Below are 19,027 nucleotides of genomic sequence, written 5' to 3'. Positions count from 1 at the left end.
TCGCCTTCATGACCGCAGCGAGGGGCGTCCGTCCATGGAGATCGTCGCGTTCGAGCCCGGCCACGCCCAGGCCTTCAAGGTGCTGAACGAGGCCTGGATCTCGAAACACTTCGTGCTGGAGCCCAAGGACCGCGAGGTGCTGGAGGACCCGCAGGGCAAGATCCTCGCCAAGGGCGGGCGGATCTTCATGGCCTTGCAGGATGGCGAAGCGGTGGGTTGCGTGGCCCTCCTGAAGATGGCTGACGGCGGCTATGAGGTGGCCAAGATGACCGTGTCCGAGGCCGTGCGGGGATCCGGCCTTGGCCGGCTCTTGATGCAGCGTTGCATCGACGCGGGCGCCGAGGACGGCGTCCCGCGGCTCTATCTGGAGACCAATTCCAGCCTGGCGCCGGCGCTGGGCCTCTATCGCGCCATGGGGTTCGAGCACTTGGCGCCGGCTGAGACGGAGTACGCCCGGGCCGACGTCTTCATGGAGCGGCGGTACTAGGCTGTGGAAACGCCGCCGCGCATGGGCGGTCAGCCAGCCGGGTGTCGCAGACCTTGACGTTGCCCAGGTAGGTCATCGTCGGCAGGATCATCTCCTTGGTCAGCGGCAAGCGATAGGCGTACTGGACGGAGTAGAGCGCGTCGGTTCCGCTGATGAGCTTGGTGTACATATTCTCCGGCTTGCTCGTCTGCGGATTGTTCGGGCAGGTGAATTGCCAGACGGCGAACGGATAGCCGTTCTCCACGCCGTCCTTGATCTTGATGACCTCCGATCCTGGACAGGCGGACAGCCACCCTTTCTTGACGCCCTCCGCAAACCCGTTCGGATCGCCGTTCTTGATGTTCCGGAAGACCTGCACCGTGATCATCCGCGTCCACGACAGCACCGTCTCGCCCTGAGGGATGTATTCGGCGCCGATCATCGGGCCGTTCTCGCCCTGCTTTCCGACGATGAAGCCCTTGGGGATCTCGATGATCAGATTTTCGTCCTGAAGCCCGGCGGCGGATGCGGCCGACGGGGCGCCGAAGGCGACGAGCGCGACGAGGCCCGCGGCGGCCATGACGGGAAACGGCTTCTGCATCGCGCTCTTCCTCGGAGTGAAGGCCAAGGCCCGCACGGGCGCCGCCAGGACTAGGGCCCGCGAATGTCCGTGAGACTACAGGCGCGAAATGTCGGCTATGCGGCCATCCGCCGTTTCAGGCTGGGTTCGCCAGTCGGGTCGGAGCGCGCGCGCCTAGCGCGTCGCCAACACCACGCCCAGCAGGACGGCGGCCCAGTGGGTCGCGGCGGCGGCCACCACATGGCCGTGCCAGATGGCGCGGGCGAACTTCAGGCGCTTGTTCACATAGAAGACCACGCCGGTCGAATAGAGTACGCCGCCGGCCAGCAGCAGCAGCAGGGCGTACCAGGCGACGTGGTCGATCATCGGCTTCAGGGCCACGACCACCAGCCAGCCCAGAGCCAGGTAGACGGCGACCCACAGCCGGCGGTCGACCCGGGTCAGGAACAGCTTGCCGAGCGCGCCCACCGCGGCCAGCGACCAGACCGCGATGGTCATGCCCCACGCCCAGCCGCCGGTCAGGTTGTGGATGGTGAAGGGCGTGTAGGAGCCGGCGATCATCAGGAAGATGCCGGCGTGGTCCAGCCGGCGCAGCACCGGCCGGTAGCGCGCCTTGGCGAAGTTGTAGGCGGTGGAGAAGGCCAGCATGGCGAGCAGGCCCGCCGCGTAGATCGAGACGCCCACCACCGCGGTGATCGAGCGCGCCTTGACCGCCAGCAGCAGGAGGACGATCCCGCCCACCAGCGCCAGGGTCAGCCCCACCACATGGACCACCAGGTCGGCGCACTTGGCGGCCGGCGTCGGATAGTGCCGCGGCGGCTTGGCCGGCAGGCTGGTCAGGGCAGGCAGGGACGGCGGGCTCATGGGACGATCTCCCTTGCCTAAAGCCCTCTCACGGCTGGCGGTCCGCGGCTAGTCTTCCTTGACGCGCTTCTTGCGGAAGCTGGGATTCAGCACCTTCTTGCGCAGGCGGATCGACTTGGGCGTCACCTCCACCAGCTCGTCCTCCTCGATGTAGGCGATGGCCTGTTCGAGGGTCGGTCGGCGCGGCGGGGTCAGGCGCACAGCCTCGTCCTTGCCGGAGGCGCGCACGTTGGTCAGCTGCTTGGCCTTCATCGGATTGACGTCCAGGTCGTCGGACCGGGAGTTCTCGCCGATGATCATGCCCTGGTAGGTCTTCTCGCCGGCGCCCACGAACATGGTCCCGCGCTCTTCCAGGTTCCACAGGGCGTAGGCCGCCGTCTCGCCGTCGGAGTTGGAGACCAGCACGCCCTTGCGGCCGGCATCGATGGCGCCCTTGTAAGGCTCATAGTGGCTGAACACCCGGTTCAGCACGCCCGAGCCGCGGGTGTCGGTCAGGAACTCGCCCTGGTAGCCGATCAGCGAGCGCGAGGGGCTCATCAGGCTGATGCGGGTCTTGCCCGCGCCCGACGGGCCCATGTCCTTCAGCTCGGCCTTCCGGGCGGACAGCTTCTCGATGACGATGCCGGTGAACTCCTCGTCCACGTCGATCATCACGTCCTCGATGGGCTCCATCCGCTCGCCGGTCTCGGCGTCGGTCTGGAACACCACCCGCGGACGGGAGATGGAGAGCTCGAAGCCCTCGCGGCGCATGCTTTCGATCAGCACGCCGAGTTGGAGTTCGCCGCGGCCGGCGACCTCATAGGCGTCCTTCTCCGAGGTCTCGGTGACCCGGATGGCGACGTTGGACTCGGCTTCCTTCAAGAGGCGCGCGGCGATGACCCGGCTTTGCACCTTGTCGCCCTCGCGGCCGGCCAGCGGGCTGTCGTTGACGCTGACGGTCATGGAGATGGTCGGCGGGTCGATGGGCTGGGCCGGCAGCGCCTCCGCGACCTCCATGGCGCAGAGGGTGTCGGCCACGGTCGCCTTGGAGAGGCCCGCGATGGCCACGATGTCGCCGGCCTCGGCGTCCTCGATCGGCTGGCGCTTCAGGCCGCGGAAGGCCAGCACCTTGGTGATCCGGCCGCGCTCGACCTCCCGGCCGTCAATGCCCAGGGCATGGATGGCCAGGCCCGGCGTCGCCTTGCCGCTCTCGATCCGCCCGGTCAGCAGGCGGCCCAGGAACGGGTCGTTCTCGATCAGCACCGAGAGGATCTGGAAGGGTTCGTCCTTGCGCGCCACGGCCTTGGGCTCCGGCACGTGGCTGACGATCAGGTCGAACAGCGGGGCCAGGGTCTCCGACGGCTTGTTCATGTCCAGCGTCGCCCAGCCCTGCTTGCCGGAGGCGTAGAGGTGCGGGAAGTCGAGCTGGTCGTCGGTGGCGCCCATGGCCGCGAAGAGATCGAAGGCGTCGTTCAGCACCCGGTCCGGGTCGGCGTGCGGCCGGTCCACCTTGTTCAGGCAGACGATGGGCCGCAGGCCCATCTTCAGCGCCTTGCCCAGCACGAACTTGGTCTGCGGCATGACGCCTTCCTCGGCGTCGACCAGCAGGACGCAGCCGTCCACCATGCCGAGAATCCGCTCCACCTCGCCGCCGAAGTCGGCGTGGCCGGGGGTGTCGATGATGTTGATGCGCGTGTCGCCGGCCTCGCCGTGCCACAGCACCGAGGTGCATTTGGCCAGGATGGTGATGCCGCGCTCGCGCTCCTGGTCGTTGGAGTCCATGGCGCGTTCGGCATGGGCCTCGTTGGCGCGGAAGATGCCCGACTGAGCGAGCAATTGGTCGACGAGCGTGGTCTTGCCGTGGTCGACGTGGGCGATAATGGCGATGTTGCGGAGCGACATGGGGATTTCGGAAAGTCCGGGATTCGGGAGGGCGCGCAGGCGGCGACGACGGCGGGCTTGTAGGGGAGGACAGCGACAACCGCCAGCTTGGAGTTCGCCGCCGCGACCCTGCGTCCCCGCCCGTGTGGTAACGCTGTTGTGCGCTGCAACCTAAATGGGGATGACGCAGCGTCGCACAAGGCCTGGAAAAGGCTGGGTTTTCCTGTGCAACCGTCATGAAAATGCAGGTTTTTTGTCGCACCTGCTTGCGCCGTTGTGCATCGCACCGTACATTGCAGTTGTGAGGCGTCCCTGACGCCTCTGCCCTTCCTGGGCGTTTCCTCCCTATGAACTGCCGCGCCTTCGGGCGCGGCTTTTTTTTGGGCCTTAGCCCAGCGGCTAGGGCAGATGGTCCGGCGGCAGGCCGCGCAGACGGCGCTCGTGCATCCGGCGATATAGGCCTTCCAGGTCCCGGACATAGGCCGGGGTGTCGAACAGGGCCGAGGTCCTGGCGGCCGCCACCCGCGCGCGCACCTCGCCCAGACGTTCCGCATCGCGCGCCAAACCCAGGGCGAGCGCGCGGTAGTCCGCCAGGCTCTCGACGATCAGGTCCGGCAGGCCGGCCGCGGTCAGCAGGCTGGCGGCCACCCGGCCCGCGAAGGTCGCGCCCCGGCAGGTGATCAGCGGCAGGCCCGCCCAGAGCGCGTCGCTCGCGGTGGTGTGGGCGCCGCAGGGCAGGCTGTCGAGGAAGAGGTCGGCGCGGGCGATCCGCGCGCGATGCCGCGGCGCCGGCTGCGTGGGCGCGAAGACCAGCCGGGCGGGGTCGAGGCCCGCCTCGCCCGCCGCGCGCCGCAGATTGCCGGCCGCCGCGTCGCGCAACAGCCACAGCACGCTGCCCGGCGCCGCCTTCAGGAGGTCCATCCAGAGGGCGAACACCGTGGGCGTGATCTTGTAGGACCCGTTGAAGCTGGCGAACACGAAGGCGTCGGCCGACAGGCCGTGGTCGGCCCGGGTCGTCGGCTCGGCGGCCACGAGGCGCTTGCGGTCGTTCGGCTGATAGCTGTTGGGCAGCCACGCCACCTTTTCCGAATAGTCGCCTACGTCCTCAGGTCCGATCAGGACACGGTCGGCGATCAGATAGTCCCAGCACGCGGCGCCGGTGGTCATCGGATAGCCCAGGAAGCTCACCTGGACCGGCGCCGCGCCGACCGCGAAGATCTTGGCGCGGGAGTTCCCGGTGAGGCCCTTCAGGTCCACGGCGATGTCGAGGCCGCGCAGCGCCGCCAATCGGGCGATCGCCGCGGGATCGAGGTCGGCCACGTCGAGGAAATGCTCGCAGGCCGCCTTCAGCCGGGTGCGCATCGGCGTCTCGTCCGAGGGGCCGAACGAGAAGACGGTGACCTCGAAGGCCGACCGATCGTGCAGCTCCAGGGCCTCGGCGATCAGGAAGGCCGTCGCATGCTCATGGAAGTCGGCGGAGAAGTAGCCGAGGCGGATGCGCGGGCTGGGCGGCGGCGCGGCGGGCCGCGGCAGCACAGGAAGCGTCGCCGCGGCGTAGGTCCGGGCGCAGCGCAGCTGCTGGGCCGCCGTCAGGGGCATGGCCGCGACGGGGAACGGGATGGCTGCGAGCTCGCCGGCGTCGATCCGCGCGCCGAGCTCCGCCGCCAGGCGGTCGAAGTCCCGCCAGTCGCAGATCTTCATACGGGCGTGGAGGCGTTGGCCGGCCAGGTAGGGTTGGCCGGGGTCGAGGTCACAGGCGCGGTCGTAAGCCTCCGCCGCCCCGGCCCAGCGTTCGAGGCGCGCCAGAAGGTGGCCGCGCTCCGCATAGGCGCTGGCGACGTTCCGGCCGCTGGCGATGGCGGCGTCATAGACCGCCAGCGCCTGATCGGCGTCGCCCGCCGCGACCAGGACGGCGGCCAGGTTGAACCGGGCGCTGGCGTTGTCGGGGGACAGGCGAAGGCATTCCCGGAAGTCCGCGACGGCTTCCGGCCGGCGGCCCAGCCCAGCCAGGGCGTTGCCGCGGGCGAGGTGCGCGAGGGCATGGTCGGGGACGATCGCCAGCGCGCGGTCAGCGCTCGCAAACGCCTCGGCGAAGCGCTGCAGCTCGTTCAGCACATTGGCGTGGTTCACCAGGACAAACGCCTCGCCGGGCGCGATGGCCAGGGCTCGGTCCAAGGTCTCCAGGGCCTCCAGCGGCCTGCGCTGGGCGCGCAGGATGGCGCCCAGGTTGGCTAGGGCGGCGGTGTCGCGGGGCTCCAGACGCAGTGATGCGCGGGTCGCCGTCTCGGCCTCCGCCAACCGTCCGGCGCGATAGTGGTCAGCGCCGGCGCCGCGCCACTCGGCGGCGGTCTGCGGTGGGGTTTCTGGCAAGTCGCGGCGGTCCCGTGCGGCGTCAGGAAGCCTTTAGCCCACTCCAGTCGGCGGCCGCCAGCGCGCCGGCCAGCCGTTCCAGGTTGGCCTTCAGCCGCGCGAAGCCCGCCGTGGGCGTCAGCGTCGCCTCGTCGAGGTAGAGGCCGCGGTTGATCTCGATCTGCAAGGCGTGGGTGCGCCGGGCAGGGCGGCCGTAGTGCTCGGTGGTGTAGCCGCCGGCGTAGGGCGTGTTGCGCGCCACGCGGTAGCCCATGGCCTCCAGCTCGCGCTCCACCTTCTGGGTGAGCTGGCCCGAGCAGGCCGCGCCGAAGCGGTCGCCCAGCACCATGTCGCAGGGCCGGTCGCGCCCGCCGGCCTTGGCCGCGGCGGCCGGCATGGAGTGCCAGTCGATCAGGATCGCCACCCCGTGCGTGCGGTGCGCCTCGGCGATCAGCCGCTCCAGGGCCGCGTGATAGGGCCGGTGCGCGCCCTCGATCCGGCCGCGCGCCTCGGAGAAGGTCAGCTTGCGGGCGTAGATCTCCTGGCCCTCGGAGACCACGCGGGCGATGGCGCCCAGGCCCGCGGCCACCCGGGCGGTGCGGGCGCGGGCGAACTCCGGCAGCTCGTCCTCGAACATGCCGGGGTCGAGCTCGAAGGCCTCACGGTTCAGGTCGATGTAGGCGCGGGCGTAGCGGGCGGTGATGGTGGCCGCGCCCAGGCCGGGGGCGGCGGCGATCAGGTCGTCGACGAAGGCGTCCTCCGACCGGCGGATGGTCTGTGCGTCCAGCGCCGCGGCGGACATCATGTCCTCGGGGTAGTCGCGCCCCGAGTGCGGCGAGGCGAAGACCAGCGGAGTCGGCGGCGCCTGGCCCTCTGCGGCCGCGCGCCGCAGCCCAAACGCCCCGCGCGCAGGCGTATCCTCGGCGGCGATCGGCTCCCAAGCATTCATCGCGTGCATAGAACGCCCTGCCTCGGAAAGGGTCAAAGGGTTCATCGCGCCTTTACCGATCCGAAGCTATGTTCGGTGTTTCCTGCTCAACTCCCGATCTGGCTTTCCCTTAGGGACCCCATGCCCCGCATCCTCCTGGCCGAAGACGACGACAGCCTCCGGGGTTTCCTGGCCCGGGCCCTGGAGCGCGCGGGCTATGAGGTGACCGCCTGCGCCGACGGCGACGAGGCCGCCGCGGTGCTCGACCAGGAGTGGGACCTCCTGCTCACCGACATCGTCATGCCGGGCATGGACGGCATCGAGGTGGCCCGCCAGGCCGCCGCCCTGCACCCGGACCTGCGCATCATGTTCATCACCGGCTTCGCCGCCGTGGCCCTGGCCGCCGGCAGCCAGGCGCCGGCCGGCTCCAAGGTGCTCAGCAAGCCCATCCACCTGCGCGAGATCGTCTCCGAGGTGGAGCGGATGATCGCCGCCTAGGCGGTGCTTGCACGGCGGGGGCCTCGCCGGTATATCCCCGCCTTCCCGAGACCACCGGATACGGACGCGTAGCTCAGCGGGAGAGCACCTCGTTGACATCGAGGGGGTCGCTGGTTCGATCCCAGCCGCGTCCACCATCCTTCTCAACGGCTTAGGCGATCTGGTCTGCCGTTGCTTTCCAGCTTCTGTCCGGGCGTCCACGGCCGCGGCGCGCTGAGGCGCAGACGGCCGTAAGCTTGTTGGCTCGCGCCGATTGCTTGTCGCGATGTCCCACGGGCCTGACGGCGCGGCGGCGGGGCTTGTGTCCTGTGCGGCCTGCGGTTCAATCCGGATTCGATGGATCGGTCCCAACTCATCGAGACCCATAGCTTCGAGTCTGGCGTGCTGCCGGAGGATCAGCAGTTCGCCGCCTGGGCCGCCTTCACCGCCCATTCGGAGGTCGGCCGGCCGCATGGAGGGCCGTTTCACGCGAGCGCGCGTTTCTGGCGCCTCGACGGCCTGCTGGTCTCAGCCCAGACGGTCGATCCCTTCTCCATGGACCGCAGCGCCGCCTATCTCAGCGCCACGGCCGCCAGCCACTTCCTGGTGGTGGTCCCGCGCGACGGCCACAGCCGGTTCCGGGCCCCCGGCCTCGACCAGGACTGCCAAGCCGGCGACATCATCCTGGCCAACCTGCGGATGTTGGGGCGCTGCGACAACGCCGAGCGCCAGCAGACCATCGCCATCTCCATCGCCACCTCGTTTCTCGAGGCCGCCACTGGGCGCATCGAGGTCCACGGCCGCCTGCAACGTTCGCCGGAGACCCGGCTCTTCGTCTCGTTCATGGGCGCGCTGGTCCAGCAGTTGCCCTTTAGGCCGCTGACCGCCGCCGCGTCCCTGTCGCGGATCCTGCGGGACCTCCTGGCCAACGCCGTGCTGAGCGGGGCGCCGGAAGACCCCGCGCCGCAAGCCCGCCTGCCCAGCCTCTCGGCCCGGGCCCGCGCCTACATCGACGCCCAGCCGCCGGGCGAGCTGGACATGGCGCGCATGGTGCAGTCGCTGGCCACCACCCGTTCCAGCCTCTACCGGGCGTTCCGCGGCGATGGCGGGGTGGCGGCCTACGACCGCCTGCGGCGGCTGCGCCGCCTGCACCGCACGGTGGCCGATCCGCTGGACCGGCGCTCTCTCACCGAACTCGGCGCGGACCACGGCTTTCCGGACCCGCCGAACCTGGCCCGGCTGTTCCGGCGGACCTTCGGCTATTCGATGAGCGAACTCCGCACGCAGCTCGCCTTCGCCCCGATCCACAACGCCGCCCCGACCGCCAGCGCGGTCGAGCTCTACCGGAAGGCGGTCGGCGACCTGGTCTGAGCGCGCGGCCGCCCTCGCCGCTTGATCCTGGCGCCGGCGGATCTGGGACAATCCGACAAGCGATTGGCACGCCGCGCAAAGCCGCGGGCCGCCGGCGATCCGTATCCTTTGCGGCGGCGGCCTCGGGGTCCAGCGCGCCCTGGGGGGACCACAGCATGAGCGGCGCGGAAGGTGTTCTGGCGGTCAATATCGGCGCGGGAGCGCTGTTCGCCGCGGGCTATGCGGTCTTCGCGCTCACCAACCGGCAGCACCGTGCGGCGCTAGGGTTCAGCGTCAGCTATCTGATCGGCATCATGTCGCCGGCCAGCGACCTGATGGCGCCGATCGTCGGCGCGCCGGCGGTGACGGAGTGGGCGAGCTACGCCAGCTTCCTGCTCGCCACCCTGTCGAGCTCGATCACCTTCAGCCTGTTCCACGGCCGCCGCCCGTCATGGGGCGCGGCGGCCGCGATCTTCGTGCTGGGGCTGACGCTGCGGGCGACGATCGGAACGGATCCGCGCGACACCCTGGCCTATGGAATGGCCTATCAGCTGCCCTTCGCGCTGGCGGCCATCCAGGCCCTCAGCACCGTGCTGGCGGTCGACCGCCGGCCGCTGCACCTGGCGCTGGCCGGGGTGTTCGCGCTGCTGGCCATGAACTTCATGATCAAGCCGTTCCTGGCGGTGACCTTCGGCGCCGGACGGACCCTGGAAAGCTACTCGCGCACGACCTACGCCCTGCTGTCGCAGGCGAGCAGCGGCCTCCTGCTGCTCGCGGCGGGCCTCCTGATGCTCCTGATCGTCGCTCAGAAGGCGATCCTGGAATCGCAGATGGCGTCGGAGACGGATCCGCTGTCCGGCCTGCCCAACCGGCGGGGCTTCGACCGCCAGGCGCAGCAGGCGATCGCGCGCGCCTTGCCGGCGAGGCGGCCCGTCGCGGTGGCGGTGTTCGACCTCGATCACTTCAAGCGCATCAACGACACCTTCGGCCACGCGGTGGGCGACAGCGTCATCGTCGCCTTCGCAGCGCGGCTTCGGGCGCTGGCGCCGGCGGGCGCGGCGGTCGGGCGGCTGGGCGGCGAGGAGTTCGTCCTGCTGCTCGAGAACGCGGGCGCTGAGACCGTGTGGCGGTCCGCCGAAGCCATCCGCCGGCGCAGGCCGGGCGAGGACGACCTGCCGCCCTTTACGGTCAGCGGCGGGGTCGCTCAGCTTCGTCCGGGCGAAAGCCTCGCCGAGCTGATGCGCCGCGCCGACAAGGCGTCCTACCAGGCCAAGGGCGAAGGGCGCGATCGGGTTTGCTGCGCGCCCGGCGACCGCGACCTCGACCTCGACGCCGCGGGCGTTGTGGTGTCCCTGCGGCGGCCGCAACGGCTTGTTGATTCGGCGTCGGACGCCGGCTGATCTCACGCCAGGACCGCCCGCCGACGGCGCAGCGCAGCGCCGGTCGCGCCGAAGCCCGCGATGAGCAGGGCCCAGGACGCGGGTTCCGGCCCAGGGCCGGTGGTGACCACCATGGCCGTGCCGATCTGTTGCGGCGCAAGCGCGGCGGACGGCATCCGGATCGAGGGAACCACATGCGGCGGCGGCGTGAGCACGAAGACCGCGTAGGACCCCCAGGTCGGCGTCTGGACGGTCCCGTCGCTGCCGAGGTCGGCGCCGACAAACTCGAGTTTCGTCTGATCGCCGAACGACAGGGCGAAGCCATCCGGGTCGAACTCGACGGAGTCCAGGGTGACCGCCTGCGACACGCCGCCGAGCGTGTAGGCGCAGTCCGTGATCCCGGTGACGAACAGGTCGGCGCCCTGCTGCGTGGACGGCGTCACCGGACTTTGCAGGTCGAAGGAGAACGTGAAGCTCTCGTTTGGCGCGACGTGGGCGGTGCTCGGGGCTGTGGCCGAGAACAGGCCGAGCCCCTGGACCATCACCGTTCCGGCGCAGGTGGGAAAGGCCAGCAGGGCGCCGGCGGCGGCCGTGGCGAGGAGGGATAAAGCGCGGAACATCTGGAACTCCTAAAAATTCAGGGATCGAGACGATGCCTTCGGCGGCTGGCGCGAAGGTGGGGAGCCGCACTAGCCGCCCCGTTGAAGCGAGGAGGCAAATCGCGAATGCGCCGGTTCTTGCGCCCGCATCTGTAGAGTCCCCCCAAAAGCCGCCCGAAGACCGATGGGAGCTGCGTGTTCGGCGGCGCCCTCGGCAAGGCCGGACGATACCCGGGCGCCGGCGGAGGCGTTTTGGACGGCGTCTCAAACCGTTAGCCGTGGGTCTCAAACGCCCCGCGGGGCCGGCGCGCGGATAGCTCTATGGTCGGGTAGGGGTGACCCTCAATCGCCGCGGAGCGTGTCTCTGCGCGCGCGGCGTGGCATGTCCGCATAGGTTGTGATGTCGATACAATCTACGCAAGATGGCAATATTGCCGGCGATCCACTGAAGATCGGCGCCTCGGGATCAGAAATTCACAACTAATCCGAGCATATCGCCAAATTGCATCAATTCCGGATTATTTTAATACTTTGTGAAGGCTGGCGGAACCTTCGCCGTTCCCAGGGGTATTTGGTGCCCGCTGAGTGTAGAGCTCAGCAAACAGCAAAGATGAAACCGCATGTTCCGCGACGACTCCCGTTCGCGCGCGATTGAGAACCCGTGTCCGCGCCGCGCCGTGTCCAATCCGCCGCACCGCAGGCGCTGGGCGGCCCGCGCGTCGGTGGCGAGCCTCGTGGCGGTGCTGGGCGCGACGCCGGCGATGGCGCGCGAGCTGGACTGCTTCACGTGGGTGCGGCAGGCCGCGGCCCACATCGCGCCGCGCCACTCCCGTCCGCATGCGGCCCACGCGGTCCCGCACCGGGTGCGCCACATCGTCCGCGCGGCGCGGCCCCACCCGATCGCCACCCGTTATGTCCGCATGCCGATCGCCTGCCCGACCCGGGAGGCCATGGCCTCTCCCGTCCCGGGCGCGGTCCCGCCACAGACCGCCCAGGCCTTGCTGGACGATCTCGCAAGCCGTCCGGCGGCGGCCGAAGCCGTTGGGGTTCCCGCCGCGGCGACGACGCCGCGCGAGTTGGACAGCGCGCCATTTTCACCGCCGGGCGGCCTTGCCGACGGCTTGCCGTTGTCCGGCGTCCCCGGCGGCGTCGTCCTGGGCGGCGGCCCCGGTTCGCCGCCCGACACCATCCCGATCGTCGTGGGTGCGCCCGGCGGCCCCGGCGCCGTGCCGGAGCCCTCGGCCTGGCTGTTGATGCTGGTCGGCTTTGGCGCGGCGGGCGGCGCCTTGCGCCGCCGCCGGATCGCGGCCCCCTGAGGCTCCGGCGCGCCGGTCCCGGCTAGGGCTTCGCATGCTTCGGCAGGGCGGCGATCTCTTCCGGGGTCAGCTTGGTGAGCGTCTTCACCGGGCAGCGCTGGCGGCCGAGGCCGGTGGCGTGGCTGATGATCTCGGCGTCGAGCGGACCGCAGATGCTGCCACCGGCGCCGCGGCTCGATTGCAGCGCGACCGCTTGGTTGAACTGCACGTCGGGGCAGGAGATCATCAGGTCCAGGCGATAGACGTCGCGCTGGTTCACCTTGACGTAGACCGTGTGGTCGTCGGGCGCGGCGAAGCTCGTCACGTTGCGCGCCCAGAAGCAGGTGTCCTTGCTCGCCGGCTTGTCGGCGGCGCCCACGGCGGTGGCGCCCAGCGCCAGCAGGGCGGCGGCGAGGCCTGCGAGGCCGCGGGCGAGGCGAGTGTGGCGGATCTGGGCTGTCGGGGTCTTCATCGATCTTATCCTGTTCAGGCCGTCCCCCGAGGGCGAAGCTACATCGGCCAAGCTGGCTTGCCTAGGAACCGCGCCGCGCCGCCCTCCGTGCGAATCGGGCCGGATCCACGGCCTCGGACAAGGGGCGCGGCAGGGGCGAGGGCGCGCCCATGATCTCAGCCGCCAGATGCTCGGCCAGCAGCGGCGCGAGCGTGAAGCCCCGCGCGCCGAGGCCGCTCAGGACATAGAGGCCCGCCGCCGCGCCAGGCGCGGAGCCCGCCACCGGCAGATGGTCCGGCGTGGCGACCCGGATCGAGGCGCGGCCCTCCAGGGGCGCGTCCGCCAAGCGCCCGGCCAGGCGCGGCAGGCCGTCGGCCAGGAAGCCCAGGTTGCGCGTGTGGTCCTCGGCCCGCACGTCGCGCGCGGTGTCGCCACGGTCGTGGGTGGCGCCGAACAGCACGCCGCCGCGGGTCGGGATGGCGTAGCCGCCGAAGGCCGCGGCGGGCGGCGGATCGGCGAGGGGGGTGAAGCTCGCCTGGCCGCGTACGGGATGCAGCGGCAGGCCAGGGGCGAGCTCGGCCGTGGCTAGGCCGGCGGCCAGGATCACGGCGTCGGCGGTGGCCAGCACCGCGCCGGCAGCATCCAGCAACCGCCAGCCCGCGCCGTCCCGCTCGACCCGGGCGACGGCGCCGGCAGTGACCTCCGGCGTCCAGGCGGCCAGCAGGACCCGGGGCTCGATCACCAAGCCGTCGTCCAGGCTGAGCGCCTGGGGCTCGGCCTCGCCGAGGCGTTCGGAGGTCTCCGCCGGCGTCAGGGCCTTCAGCGTTCCCGGCTCGAACAGGCCGGACGCGGCCACCTTGGCGAAGCGGCCAGGATCGCGGTCCTGCGTCGCCACCTGCAGGGCGCCGCTGGCGATGATCAGGCCGGGCTCGGCCTCGTAGAGGGCGACGGCGCGGCGGAAGGCCTGGGCGAACAGCTGGGCGGGCGGTCCGAGGCCGGCGTCCAGGCGCGGCGTCACCAGGGCGGCGGGATTGCCCGAGGCGCCGGCGCCGCGGCCCTCGGCGTCGAACACCAGGGCCTCGCCGCCCAGGGCGCGGACGGCGCGGGCGGCGGAGGCGCCGGCGATCCCCGCGCCGACGATGGCGACCCGCCGCGGACGCTTCGCCGCCGGCGCGGCGCCCGGCCGCCGGGCGGCCAGCCGCTCGCGCTTGCGGCCGAAGCCGGGGGCCTTCTCGACCTCGAACCCGGCGGCGGCCAGGCCCCGGCGCACCTGGCCCGCGACGGTGAAGGTGGCGGCGACCGCGCCGGGCGCCGAGCGCGCGCCGACCAGTCCCAGCACCTCATCGGACCACATGGCGGGGTTGCGGGCCGGGGCGAAGCCGTCAAGGAACCAGGCGTCGGCCTGGCCCAGCCAGTCCCGCAGCGCCTGGGCGGCGTCGGCCGCGGCCACGTCGAGGATCACGCCCAGGTCGGGGAACTCGACCCGATGGCCGCCGCGCGCGCGGCCGGGCCATTGGGCCAGCAGGCGCTCGGCCAGGCCGCCCAGCTCCGGCCAGCGGGCGAGGGCGCGCCGCGCCTCGTCCGCGGCGATCGGATGGGCTTCGATGGAGAAGATGTGCAGCTGGGCGCCGGGCGGACGCGCGCGGCTCCAGAGTTCGATCAGGGCCAGGATGTTGAGGCCGGTCCCGAAGCCCAGCTCGCCCACCGTGAACCGTGACCGCCCGGCCCAGGCGTCCGGCAGGCCGCAGCCCGCCAGGAAGACCGCGCGGGCTTCGGCCAGGCCGTCCTCGGCGGAGAAGTAGACGTCGTCGTAGAGGCGCGAGCGCGGCTGGCCGTCGGCGGTCCAGTCGAGAGGGCTTTCGGAAGCAGCGGAAGGCATCGCCGCCAGCCTATAGCGCGCGGCGGCAAAAAGGGCCGCCCCTGACAGGACGGCCCCTTCAGGCCGCTCGAGAAAGCGACGGCTACTTCGGCGGCGTCGCCGGGGCGGCGGGCGGCGTCGTGGCGGGCGCGGCGGGGGCCGTCGCCGCATCGGCCTTGTTGGCGTCGGCCGCGGCGTCGGCGGCGGTGGCCGCGGCGCTCTGGGCGGCTGCGGCGGCGTCGGCGGCGCTGCCGCTCGAGGGGCTGGCGGCGGCCGGCGTGGCGGCGGCGTCGGCGGCCGGCTTCTTGCTGCAGGCGGCGACGGAGAGGGCGCAGATGGCGGCGGCGGCGATCAGCAGCTTGGCGGTGATGGAGCGGGTCATGAGCGTGTCCTTCGTCTCGGATCCACGCGCCCTAGGGGGCAGGCGCGAGGCGGACTATGCGCCGCTTCGCCGCCAGGGCAAGGTTTGACCTCACGCTTCCGTGATCGCGAATCCAGCGGCGTTCAGGCCGCAATCGGGCGCTAGGCCGCGCCCTCGGCCGGGATGGCGTTCAGCGCTTCTTCCAGCTCCAGGAAGCTCGGCTGGCTGCCGCTCGGCACGCTGCCGCGGCCGATCTCGACGGAGATCTGGGCGGCGTTGCCATGCAGGTGGGCGACCAGGACGGCCTGGATGATCTTGTAGAAGGAGGCGTCCTCGTCGATCACCGCGGCCATGCGGTTGGCCATCGGGCCGACCAGGCCATAGGCCAGGAACACGCCCAGGAACGTCCCCACCAGGGCCGAGCCGATCATCTCGCCCAGCACGGCGGGCGGCTCGGTGATGGCGCCCATGGTCTTGATGACGCCCAGCACGGCGGCGACGATGCCCAGGGCGGGCAGGCCGTCGGCGAGGCTGGTGAGGGCGTGGGCCCCGCCGTGCGCTTCGTGGTGGTGCTTTTCGAGCTGCTTCTCCATCGCATCCTCGACCTGGTGCGGATCCTCCAGGTTCATGGTCATCATCCGCAGGGTGTCGCAGATGAAGTCGATGGCGAAGTGGTCCTTCATGATCTTCGGATAGCGGGAGAAGATCGAGCTCTGCTTGGGCGTCTCGATGTGGCTTTCCAGCGCGATGACGCCCTTGGACTTCATGGTCTTGGTCAGGGTGAAGAGCAGGCTGAGCAGGTCGCGGTAGTCCGCCGCCTTCCAGGATGGGCCCTTGAAGACCTTGCCGAGGCCGGCCCCCAGGTTCTTCAGCACCGGGACGGAGTTGGCGATCAGCAGGCCGGCGACGCCGGCGCCCAGGATACACATCAGCTCGTGCGGAGCCGCCTCAATGACCACGCCGAGGTTGCCCCCGGTCATGATGAAGCTGCCGAAAACCAAGCCGAACAGCAGCACAATGCCAATGATAGGAAACAAGGGATTCTCCCACGACGCCGAGCCGGAACATCGCCGTTATTGCTTAATGGGCCGTGAGTGCTGGGCGAGGTTTGCGCTGCGGCGCACTCGCGCATAAGCCGGACCCATGGCTAACGCCCTGACCAGCGCCGCCAACGGCGCGCCCAAAGGCGCCCCCGGCGGCACGCTGCCCAGACGGGCCTTCGCGATCATCTTCTGGTCGTCGGTGGCGACGGCCATCGGCAACAACGGCCTGATCTCGGTCCTGCCGCTGATCGGACGCTCGCTGGCCATCCCCGACGAGATGGTGGTGGCGATCTTCTCGCTGTCGGCGGTCCTGTGGGCCTGCTCCTCGCCGTTCTGGGCCAAGGCCTCGGACCGCTATGGCCGCAAGCCGATGATGATGGTCGGCCTCTCCGGCTTCCTGGTGTCGATGGTGCTGTGCGGCGGCGTGGTCTCGGCGGGCCTGCGCCAGATGGCCGCGCCGATGATGATCTTCGTCTTCCTGCTGCTCGGCCGCTCGCTGTTCGGCCTGTTCGGGGCGGCCTCCAACCCGGCCTACCAGGCCTATATCGCCGACCACACGCCGCGGGCGGAACGCACCCAGTCGATGGCCATGCTGGCCGGCGCCATCGGCATCGGCACCCTCGTCGGACCCTGGCTCGCGCCCTACTTCATCTATCCGGTGGTGGGCCTGGCCGGGCCGCTGTTCACCTTCGCCGCCATCGCCGCGGCGATGCTGGTGGTGGTCTGGCGCTTCCTGCCGGAGAGCCGCGGGCGGACCGAAACGCCGGAGGAGGAAGCCGAGGACGAAGCTGAGCTGACGCTCGAGAAACAGCGCCCCCTGTGGCGCGACCCGCGGATCATGCCCTTCGCCCTCTACGGCTTCGTGGTCGCCACCTGCCAGACGGCCCAGCAGCAGACCCTGGGCTTCCTGGTGATCGACAAGCTGGGCGTCTCGCCCATGGCGGCCAAGGAGCAGATCGCCACGGCCATGGCCTTCGGCGCCCTGGCGGGTTTGCTGGCCCAGTGGGGCATCATCCGCATGTTCCAGATGACGCCTAAGCAGCTGCTGCGCTGGGGCGTGGTCTGCGGCGCGGCCGGCAACCTGCTGGTGGCGATCGCGCCGGACTACCACACGGTGGTGGCGGGCTATGCCCTGGCCAGCATGGGCTTCGGCTTCGCCCGGCCAGGGTTCACGGCGGGCTCCTCGCTGGCGGTCGGCTGGAAGGACCAGGCGCGGGTGGCCGGGGCCATCGCGGCGGTCAACGGCATCAACGCGGTCTTCGCGCCGGCCTTCATGGCCCTCTACCGGGCCAACCATTCCGCGCCCTTCTACCTGAACATGGTCCTGATGCTGGGCCTCCTGGTCTACGCCTTCGTCTCCAAGGCGCTGCGCAACGCCGACCCGGCGGCGGTGACCCGCGAGGAGGCCACCATGGCCACCATCGAGCGCAGCGACGAGGGCGGCGCCTAGGTCGGCGGGGCCTCGGCGGCGGCCGTCGCCGCGGAGGCTGGCAAGGGCGCGGGCGCGGCCGCCGGCGGTTCAAATGCGGGCGCGGCAGGCGGCGGAAGCGCGGAATCGCCGCCGCCGGCCGCCAGCTTCAACTGCTGCACCATGCCCGGCGACAGATAGCCGTCCGGCGTCAGGCCGTGGGCCTTCTGGAAGGCGCGCAAGGCCGTGCGGGTGCCGACGCCCACGATCCCGTCCGGCGTCCCGGGGCTGAAGCCCAGGGCCAGCAACGCCCGCTGGGCGGTCATCCGGTCGGCCAGGGACAACGGCGTCTCCGCCGGCCAGGGCGTCACCAGCGGCCCGGCGCCGGCGATCCGGTCGGCCAGCAGACCCACGGCCAGCGCATAGGCCACCGAGTTGTTGTACTTGCGGATCACGAAGTGGTTAGGAAACAAGAGGAAGAGCGGCCCCTGCGCGCCTGCCGGGGCGATCAGCTGGGCCTCCACGGCCTTGTCATTGTCGGTCCAGGGCAGGCCGTCGGCGCGCAGGACGCCCAGCGCCGTCCAGGCGTCCGGCGACAGCTTCGGCCCTTCGGTCAGGCTGAAGTCGAAATCGGCCGGCACGGTCACCTCCCGCGCCCAGCTCTCGCCCCTATGCCAGCCGCCCTTGGCCAAGAGGTTGGCCGCCGAGGCCAGCGCATCGGCCGGCGAATTCCAGATGTCGCGCCGCCCGTCGCCGTCGCCGTCCACGGCGGTGGAGAGATAGGCCGACGGGATGAACTGGGTCTGGCCCATGGCGCCGGCCCACGAGCCCCTGAGCTGTTCGCGGGTCGCCTGTCCGGTGGCGATGATCCGCAAGGCCGCGATCAGCTCGCCCTCCGCCCAGTCGCGGCGGCGGCCCTGGGCGGCCAGCGAGGCCATGGAGCGGATGACGTCGAAGTCGCCCTGGATGGCCCCGAACGCGCTCTCCCGCGCCCAGATGGCGATCAGGATCTCGCGCGGAACCCCGAAGCGCTGCTCGATATCCGGCAGCTGGGGCACCTCGACCCGCTCGTGCTCGCCGGTGGACGCCGCCCCCGGCGTCACCGCGCCTTTGACGTAGGTGGAGATCGGCTGGGAGAATTCGGGCTGGCGGCTGTCGCGGGCGGTGACCCGCGGATCGGGGGTCAGGCCGGCCATCTCGCGGTCCAGCACCTCACGCGGGATGCCGGCCTTCAGCGCCTTGCCGTAGAAGGACGAGGCCCAGGCGTCGAAGACCATGTCGCCGGACACCGCCGGCGGGGCGATCGGCCCGACCTGCGACGGCGCCGGCGGGGCGGCCTCGGGCGGCGTGACCGGCTGGCGCGCCGGCGGCGGCGCGGTGGGCAGGCGGGTCGGCAAGGGCGGCTTGGCCGTGGGACTCGCGCAGGCGGCCACGAGGGCCAACAGGATCAGCGAGAGATGACGCAACCGCATCGTCGGGAGTCTAGCGGGCGTCGAGTCATCCCTCAATCGGAACTGGCTGCCTGCGACATTGACTTGGCCGGGGCCTTTCCGTATATCCGCGCGCTCTTGTGAAAACCCCCGGACGCCATCGTCCGCGCCCGAGATAGGTCCCCGAGTAGTCCGATGAAGGTCAGAAGCTCGCTTAAGTCGCTCAAGACGCGTCACCGCGACTGCAAGCTCGTGCGCCGCAAGGGCCGGGTCTACATCATCAACAAGACCAACCCGCGCTTCAAAGCCAAGCAGGGCTGACGCACGCC

General features: G+C 70.9%; 18 protein-coding genes and 1 tRNA gene. 8 read left to right on the top strand and 11 right to left on the bottom strand.

Translation table 11 applies throughout. The features are described from left to right. Positions 1-34 precede the first annotated feature (34 nt). Complete coding sequence (locus tag E8A49_RS08865) at positions 35-487, top strand: GNAT family N-acetyltransferase (RefSeq protein ID WP_293379248.1); 453 nt, start codon at positions 35-37, stop codon at positions 485-487. Here E8A49_RS08865 and E8A49_RS08860 read toward each other — a convergent pair. The 5 genes from E8A49_RS08860 to E8A49_RS08840 form a co-directional block, all read right to left on the bottom strand. Further along, on the bottom strand, positions 468-1,046 hold the full coding sequence (locus E8A49_RS08860) for a hypothetical protein (RefSeq protein ID WP_293379245.1): 579 nt from the start codon (positions 1,044-1,046) through the stop codon (positions 468-470). The genes E8A49_RS08865 and E8A49_RS08860 overlap by 20 nt on opposite strands. Positions 1,047-1,220: 174 nt before the next feature. Next, positions 1,221-1,910 carry a hemolysin III family protein gene (locus tag E8A49_RS08855; protein ID WP_293379242.1) on the bottom strand — a complete coding sequence of 230 codons (690 nt, stop codon included), beginning with the start codon at positions 1,908-1,910 and terminating at the stop codon, positions 1,221-1,223. Positions 1,911-1,958: 48 nt separating this feature from the next. Beyond that, positions 1,959-3,791, bottom strand: a complete 1,833-nt coding sequence (gene typA / locus E8A49_RS08850; protein ID WP_293379239.1) for a translational GTPase TypA — start codon at positions 3,789-3,791, stop codon at positions 1,959-1,961. Positions 3,792-4,169: 378 nt separating this feature from the next. Continuing rightward, entirely contained in the window at positions 4,170-6,140 is a 1,971-nt protein-coding gene (locus tag E8A49_RS08845; RefSeq protein WP_293379236.1) for a tetratricopeptide repeat protein, read from the bottom strand. A 22-nt stretch (positions 6,141-6,162) separates the two neighbouring features. Next, a complete protein-coding gene (locus tag E8A49_RS08840; protein WP_293379314.1) occupies positions 6,163-7,068 on the bottom strand; it encodes an N-formylglutamate amidohydrolase in 906 nt (301 codons plus the stop codon). Positions 7,069-7,188: 120 nt separating this feature from the next. On the opposite strand from E8A49_RS08840, the gene cpdR reads away from it, so the two are divergent. The 4 genes from cpdR (at position 7,189) to E8A49_RS08820 (ending at position 10,274) form a co-directional block, all read left to right on the top strand. Then, positions 7,189-7,545 (top strand): cell cycle two-component system response regulator CpdR, encoded by a 357-nt coding sequence (cpdR, locus tag E8A49_RS08835; protein ID WP_293379233.1) that lies wholly within the window; start codon positions 7,189-7,191, stop codon positions 7,543-7,545. A gap of 62 nt (positions 7,546-7,607) precedes the next feature. Next, positions 7,608-7,682: transfer RNA gene (locus E8A49_RS08830), tRNA-Val, on the top strand. Between the two features lie 199 nt (positions 7,683-7,881). Next, entirely contained in the window at positions 7,882-8,895 is a 1,014-nt protein-coding gene (locus E8A49_RS08825) for a helix-turn-helix domain-containing protein (protein ID WP_293379230.1), read from the top strand. A 155-nt stretch (positions 8,896-9,050) separates the two neighbouring features. Then, positions 9,051-10,274: a diguanylate cyclase gene (locus tag E8A49_RS08820; RefSeq protein ID WP_293379205.1), complete on the top strand. Its 1,224-nt coding sequence runs from the start codon at positions 9,051-9,053 to the stop codon at positions 10,272-10,274. Between the two features lie 2 nt (positions 10,275-10,276). Here E8A49_RS08820 and E8A49_RS08815 read toward each other — a convergent pair whose 3' ends face one another. After that, positions 10,277-10,873, bottom strand: a complete 597-nt coding sequence (locus tag E8A49_RS08815) for a PEPxxWA-CTERM sorting domain-containing protein (protein WP_293379203.1) — start codon at positions 10,871-10,873, stop codon at positions 10,277-10,279. A 656-nt stretch (positions 10,874-11,529) separates the two neighbouring features. On the opposite strand from E8A49_RS08815, the gene E8A49_RS08810 reads away from it, so the two are divergent. Continuing rightward, positions 11,530-12,168, top strand: coding sequence for a PEPxxWA-CTERM sorting domain-containing protein (locus tag E8A49_RS08810; RefSeq protein ID WP_293379200.1), 639 nt, complete (start codon positions 11,530-11,532; stop codon positions 12,166-12,168). A 22-nt stretch (positions 12,169-12,190) separates the two neighbouring features. Here the strand turns inward: E8A49_RS08810 and E8A49_RS08805 are convergent, their stop codons facing one another. The 4 genes from E8A49_RS08805 to motA all read right to left on the bottom strand — a co-directional run bounded on the left by E8A49_RS08805 (position 12,191) and on the right by motA (position 15,854). Then, on the bottom strand, positions 12,191-12,619 hold the full coding sequence (locus E8A49_RS08805) for a DUF6491 family protein (protein WP_293379197.1): 429 nt from the start codon (positions 12,617-12,619) through the stop codon (positions 12,191-12,193). Between the two features lie 61 nt (positions 12,620-12,680). Then, positions 12,681-14,477 (bottom strand): FAD-dependent 5-carboxymethylaminomethyl-2-thiouridine(34) oxidoreductase MnmC, encoded by a 1,797-nt coding sequence (gene mnmC, locus E8A49_RS08800; protein ID WP_293379194.1) that lies wholly within the window; start codon positions 14,475-14,477, stop codon positions 12,681-12,683. Positions 14,478-14,559: 82 nt separating this feature from the next. Next, positions 14,560-14,838, bottom strand: coding sequence for a hypothetical protein (locus E8A49_RS08795; protein WP_293379191.1), 279 nt, complete (start codon positions 14,836-14,838; stop codon positions 14,560-14,562). A gap of 140 nt (positions 14,839-14,978) precedes the next feature. Next, the gene (gene motA / locus E8A49_RS08790; RefSeq protein WP_293379188.1) at positions 14,979-15,854 is read right to left on the bottom strand and encodes a flagellar motor stator protein MotA; all 876 of its coding nucleotides are present in this window, start codon (positions 15,852-15,854) and stop codon (positions 14,979-14,981) included. Between the two features lie 106 nt (positions 15,855-15,960). On the opposite strand from motA, the gene E8A49_RS08785 reads away from it, so the two are divergent. After that, on the top strand, positions 15,961-17,310 hold the full coding sequence (locus E8A49_RS08785) for an MFS transporter (protein WP_293379185.1): 1,350 nt from the start codon (positions 15,961-15,963) through the stop codon (positions 17,308-17,310). Here E8A49_RS08785 and E8A49_RS08780 read toward each other — a convergent pair. Beyond that, on the bottom strand, positions 17,307-18,740 hold the full coding sequence (locus E8A49_RS08780) for a lytic murein transglycosylase (RefSeq protein ID WP_293379182.1): 1,434 nt from the start codon (positions 18,738-18,740) through the stop codon (positions 17,307-17,309). The genes E8A49_RS08785 and E8A49_RS08780 overlap by 4 nt on opposite strands. 153 nt (positions 18,741-18,893) lie before the next feature. On the opposite strand from E8A49_RS08780, the gene ykgO reads away from it, so the two are divergent. Then, positions 18,894-19,019 (top strand): type B 50S ribosomal protein L36, encoded by a 126-nt coding sequence (ykgO, locus tag E8A49_RS08775; RefSeq protein ID WP_293379178.1) that lies wholly within the window; start codon positions 18,894-18,896, stop codon positions 19,017-19,019. The last annotated feature ends 8 nt before the right edge of the window (positions 19,020-19,027 follow it).

This window comes from Phenylobacterium sp. (genome assembly GCF_004799515.1).
In the GTDB taxonomy this organism is placed as follows: Bacteria; Pseudomonadota; Alphaproteobacteria; order Caulobacterales; family Caulobacteraceae; genus Phenylobacterium.
Note: the sequence above shows the minus strand (reverse complement) of the source record. Positions and strands in the feature narration are given on the sequence as shown.

Bases quoted from the DNA above. Each gene is read 5' to 3' on its own strand.
- E8A49_RS08865 (WP_293379248.1), top strand. From the start codon at position 35: ATGGAGATCGTCGCGTTCGAGCCCGGCCACGCCCAGGCCTTCAAGGTG.
- E8A49_RS08860 (WP_293379245.1), bottom strand. From the start codon at position 1,046: ATGGCCGCCGCGGGCCTCGTCGCGCTCGTCGCCTTCGGCGCCCCGTCG.
- E8A49_RS08855 (WP_293379242.1), bottom strand. From the start codon at position 1,910: ATGAGCCCGCCGTCCCTGCCTGCCCTGACCAGCCTGCCGGCCAAGCCG.
- typA (WP_293379239.1), bottom strand. From the start codon at position 3,791: ATGTCGCTCCGCAACATCGCCATTATCGCCCACGTCGACCACGGCAAG.
- E8A49_RS08840 (WP_293379314.1), bottom strand. From the start codon at position 7,068: ATGAATGCTTGGGAGCCGATCGCCGCCGAGGATACGCCTGCGCGCGGG.
- cpdR (WP_293379233.1), top strand. From the start codon at position 7,189: ATGCCCCGCATCCTCCTGGCCGAAGACGACGACAGCCTCCGGGGTTTC.
- E8A49_RS08825 (WP_293379230.1), top strand. From the start codon at position 7,882: ATGGATCGGTCCCAACTCATCGAGACCCATAGCTTCGAGTCTGGCGTG.
- E8A49_RS08820 (WP_293379205.1), top strand. From the start codon at position 9,051: ATGAGCGGCGCGGAAGGTGTTCTGGCGGTCAATATCGGCGCGGGAGCG.
- E8A49_RS08815 (WP_293379203.1), bottom strand. From the start codon at position 10,873: ATGTTCCGCGCTTTATCCCTCCTCGCCACGGCCGCCGCCGGCGCCCTG.
- E8A49_RS08805 (WP_293379197.1), bottom strand. From the start codon at position 12,619: ATGAAGACCCCGACAGCCCAGATCCGCCACACTCGCCTCGCCCGCGGC.
- mnmC (WP_293379194.1), bottom strand. From the start codon at position 14,477: ATGCCTTCCGCTGCTTCCGAAAGCCCTCTCGACTGGACCGCCGACGGC.
- E8A49_RS08795 (WP_293379191.1), bottom strand. From the start codon at position 14,838: ATGACCCGCTCCATCACCGCCAAGCTGCTGATCGCCGCCGCCGCCATC.
- E8A49_RS08785 (WP_293379185.1), top strand. From the start codon at position 15,961: ATGGCTAACGCCCTGACCAGCGCCGCCAACGGCGCGCCCAAAGGCGCC.
- E8A49_RS08780 (WP_293379182.1), bottom strand. From the start codon at position 18,740: ATGCGGTTGCGTCATCTCTCGCTGATCCTGTTGGCCCTCGTGGCCGCC.
- ykgO (WP_293379178.1), top strand. From the start codon at position 18,894: ATGAAGGTCAGAAGCTCGCTTAAGTCGCTCAAGACGCGTCACCGCGAC.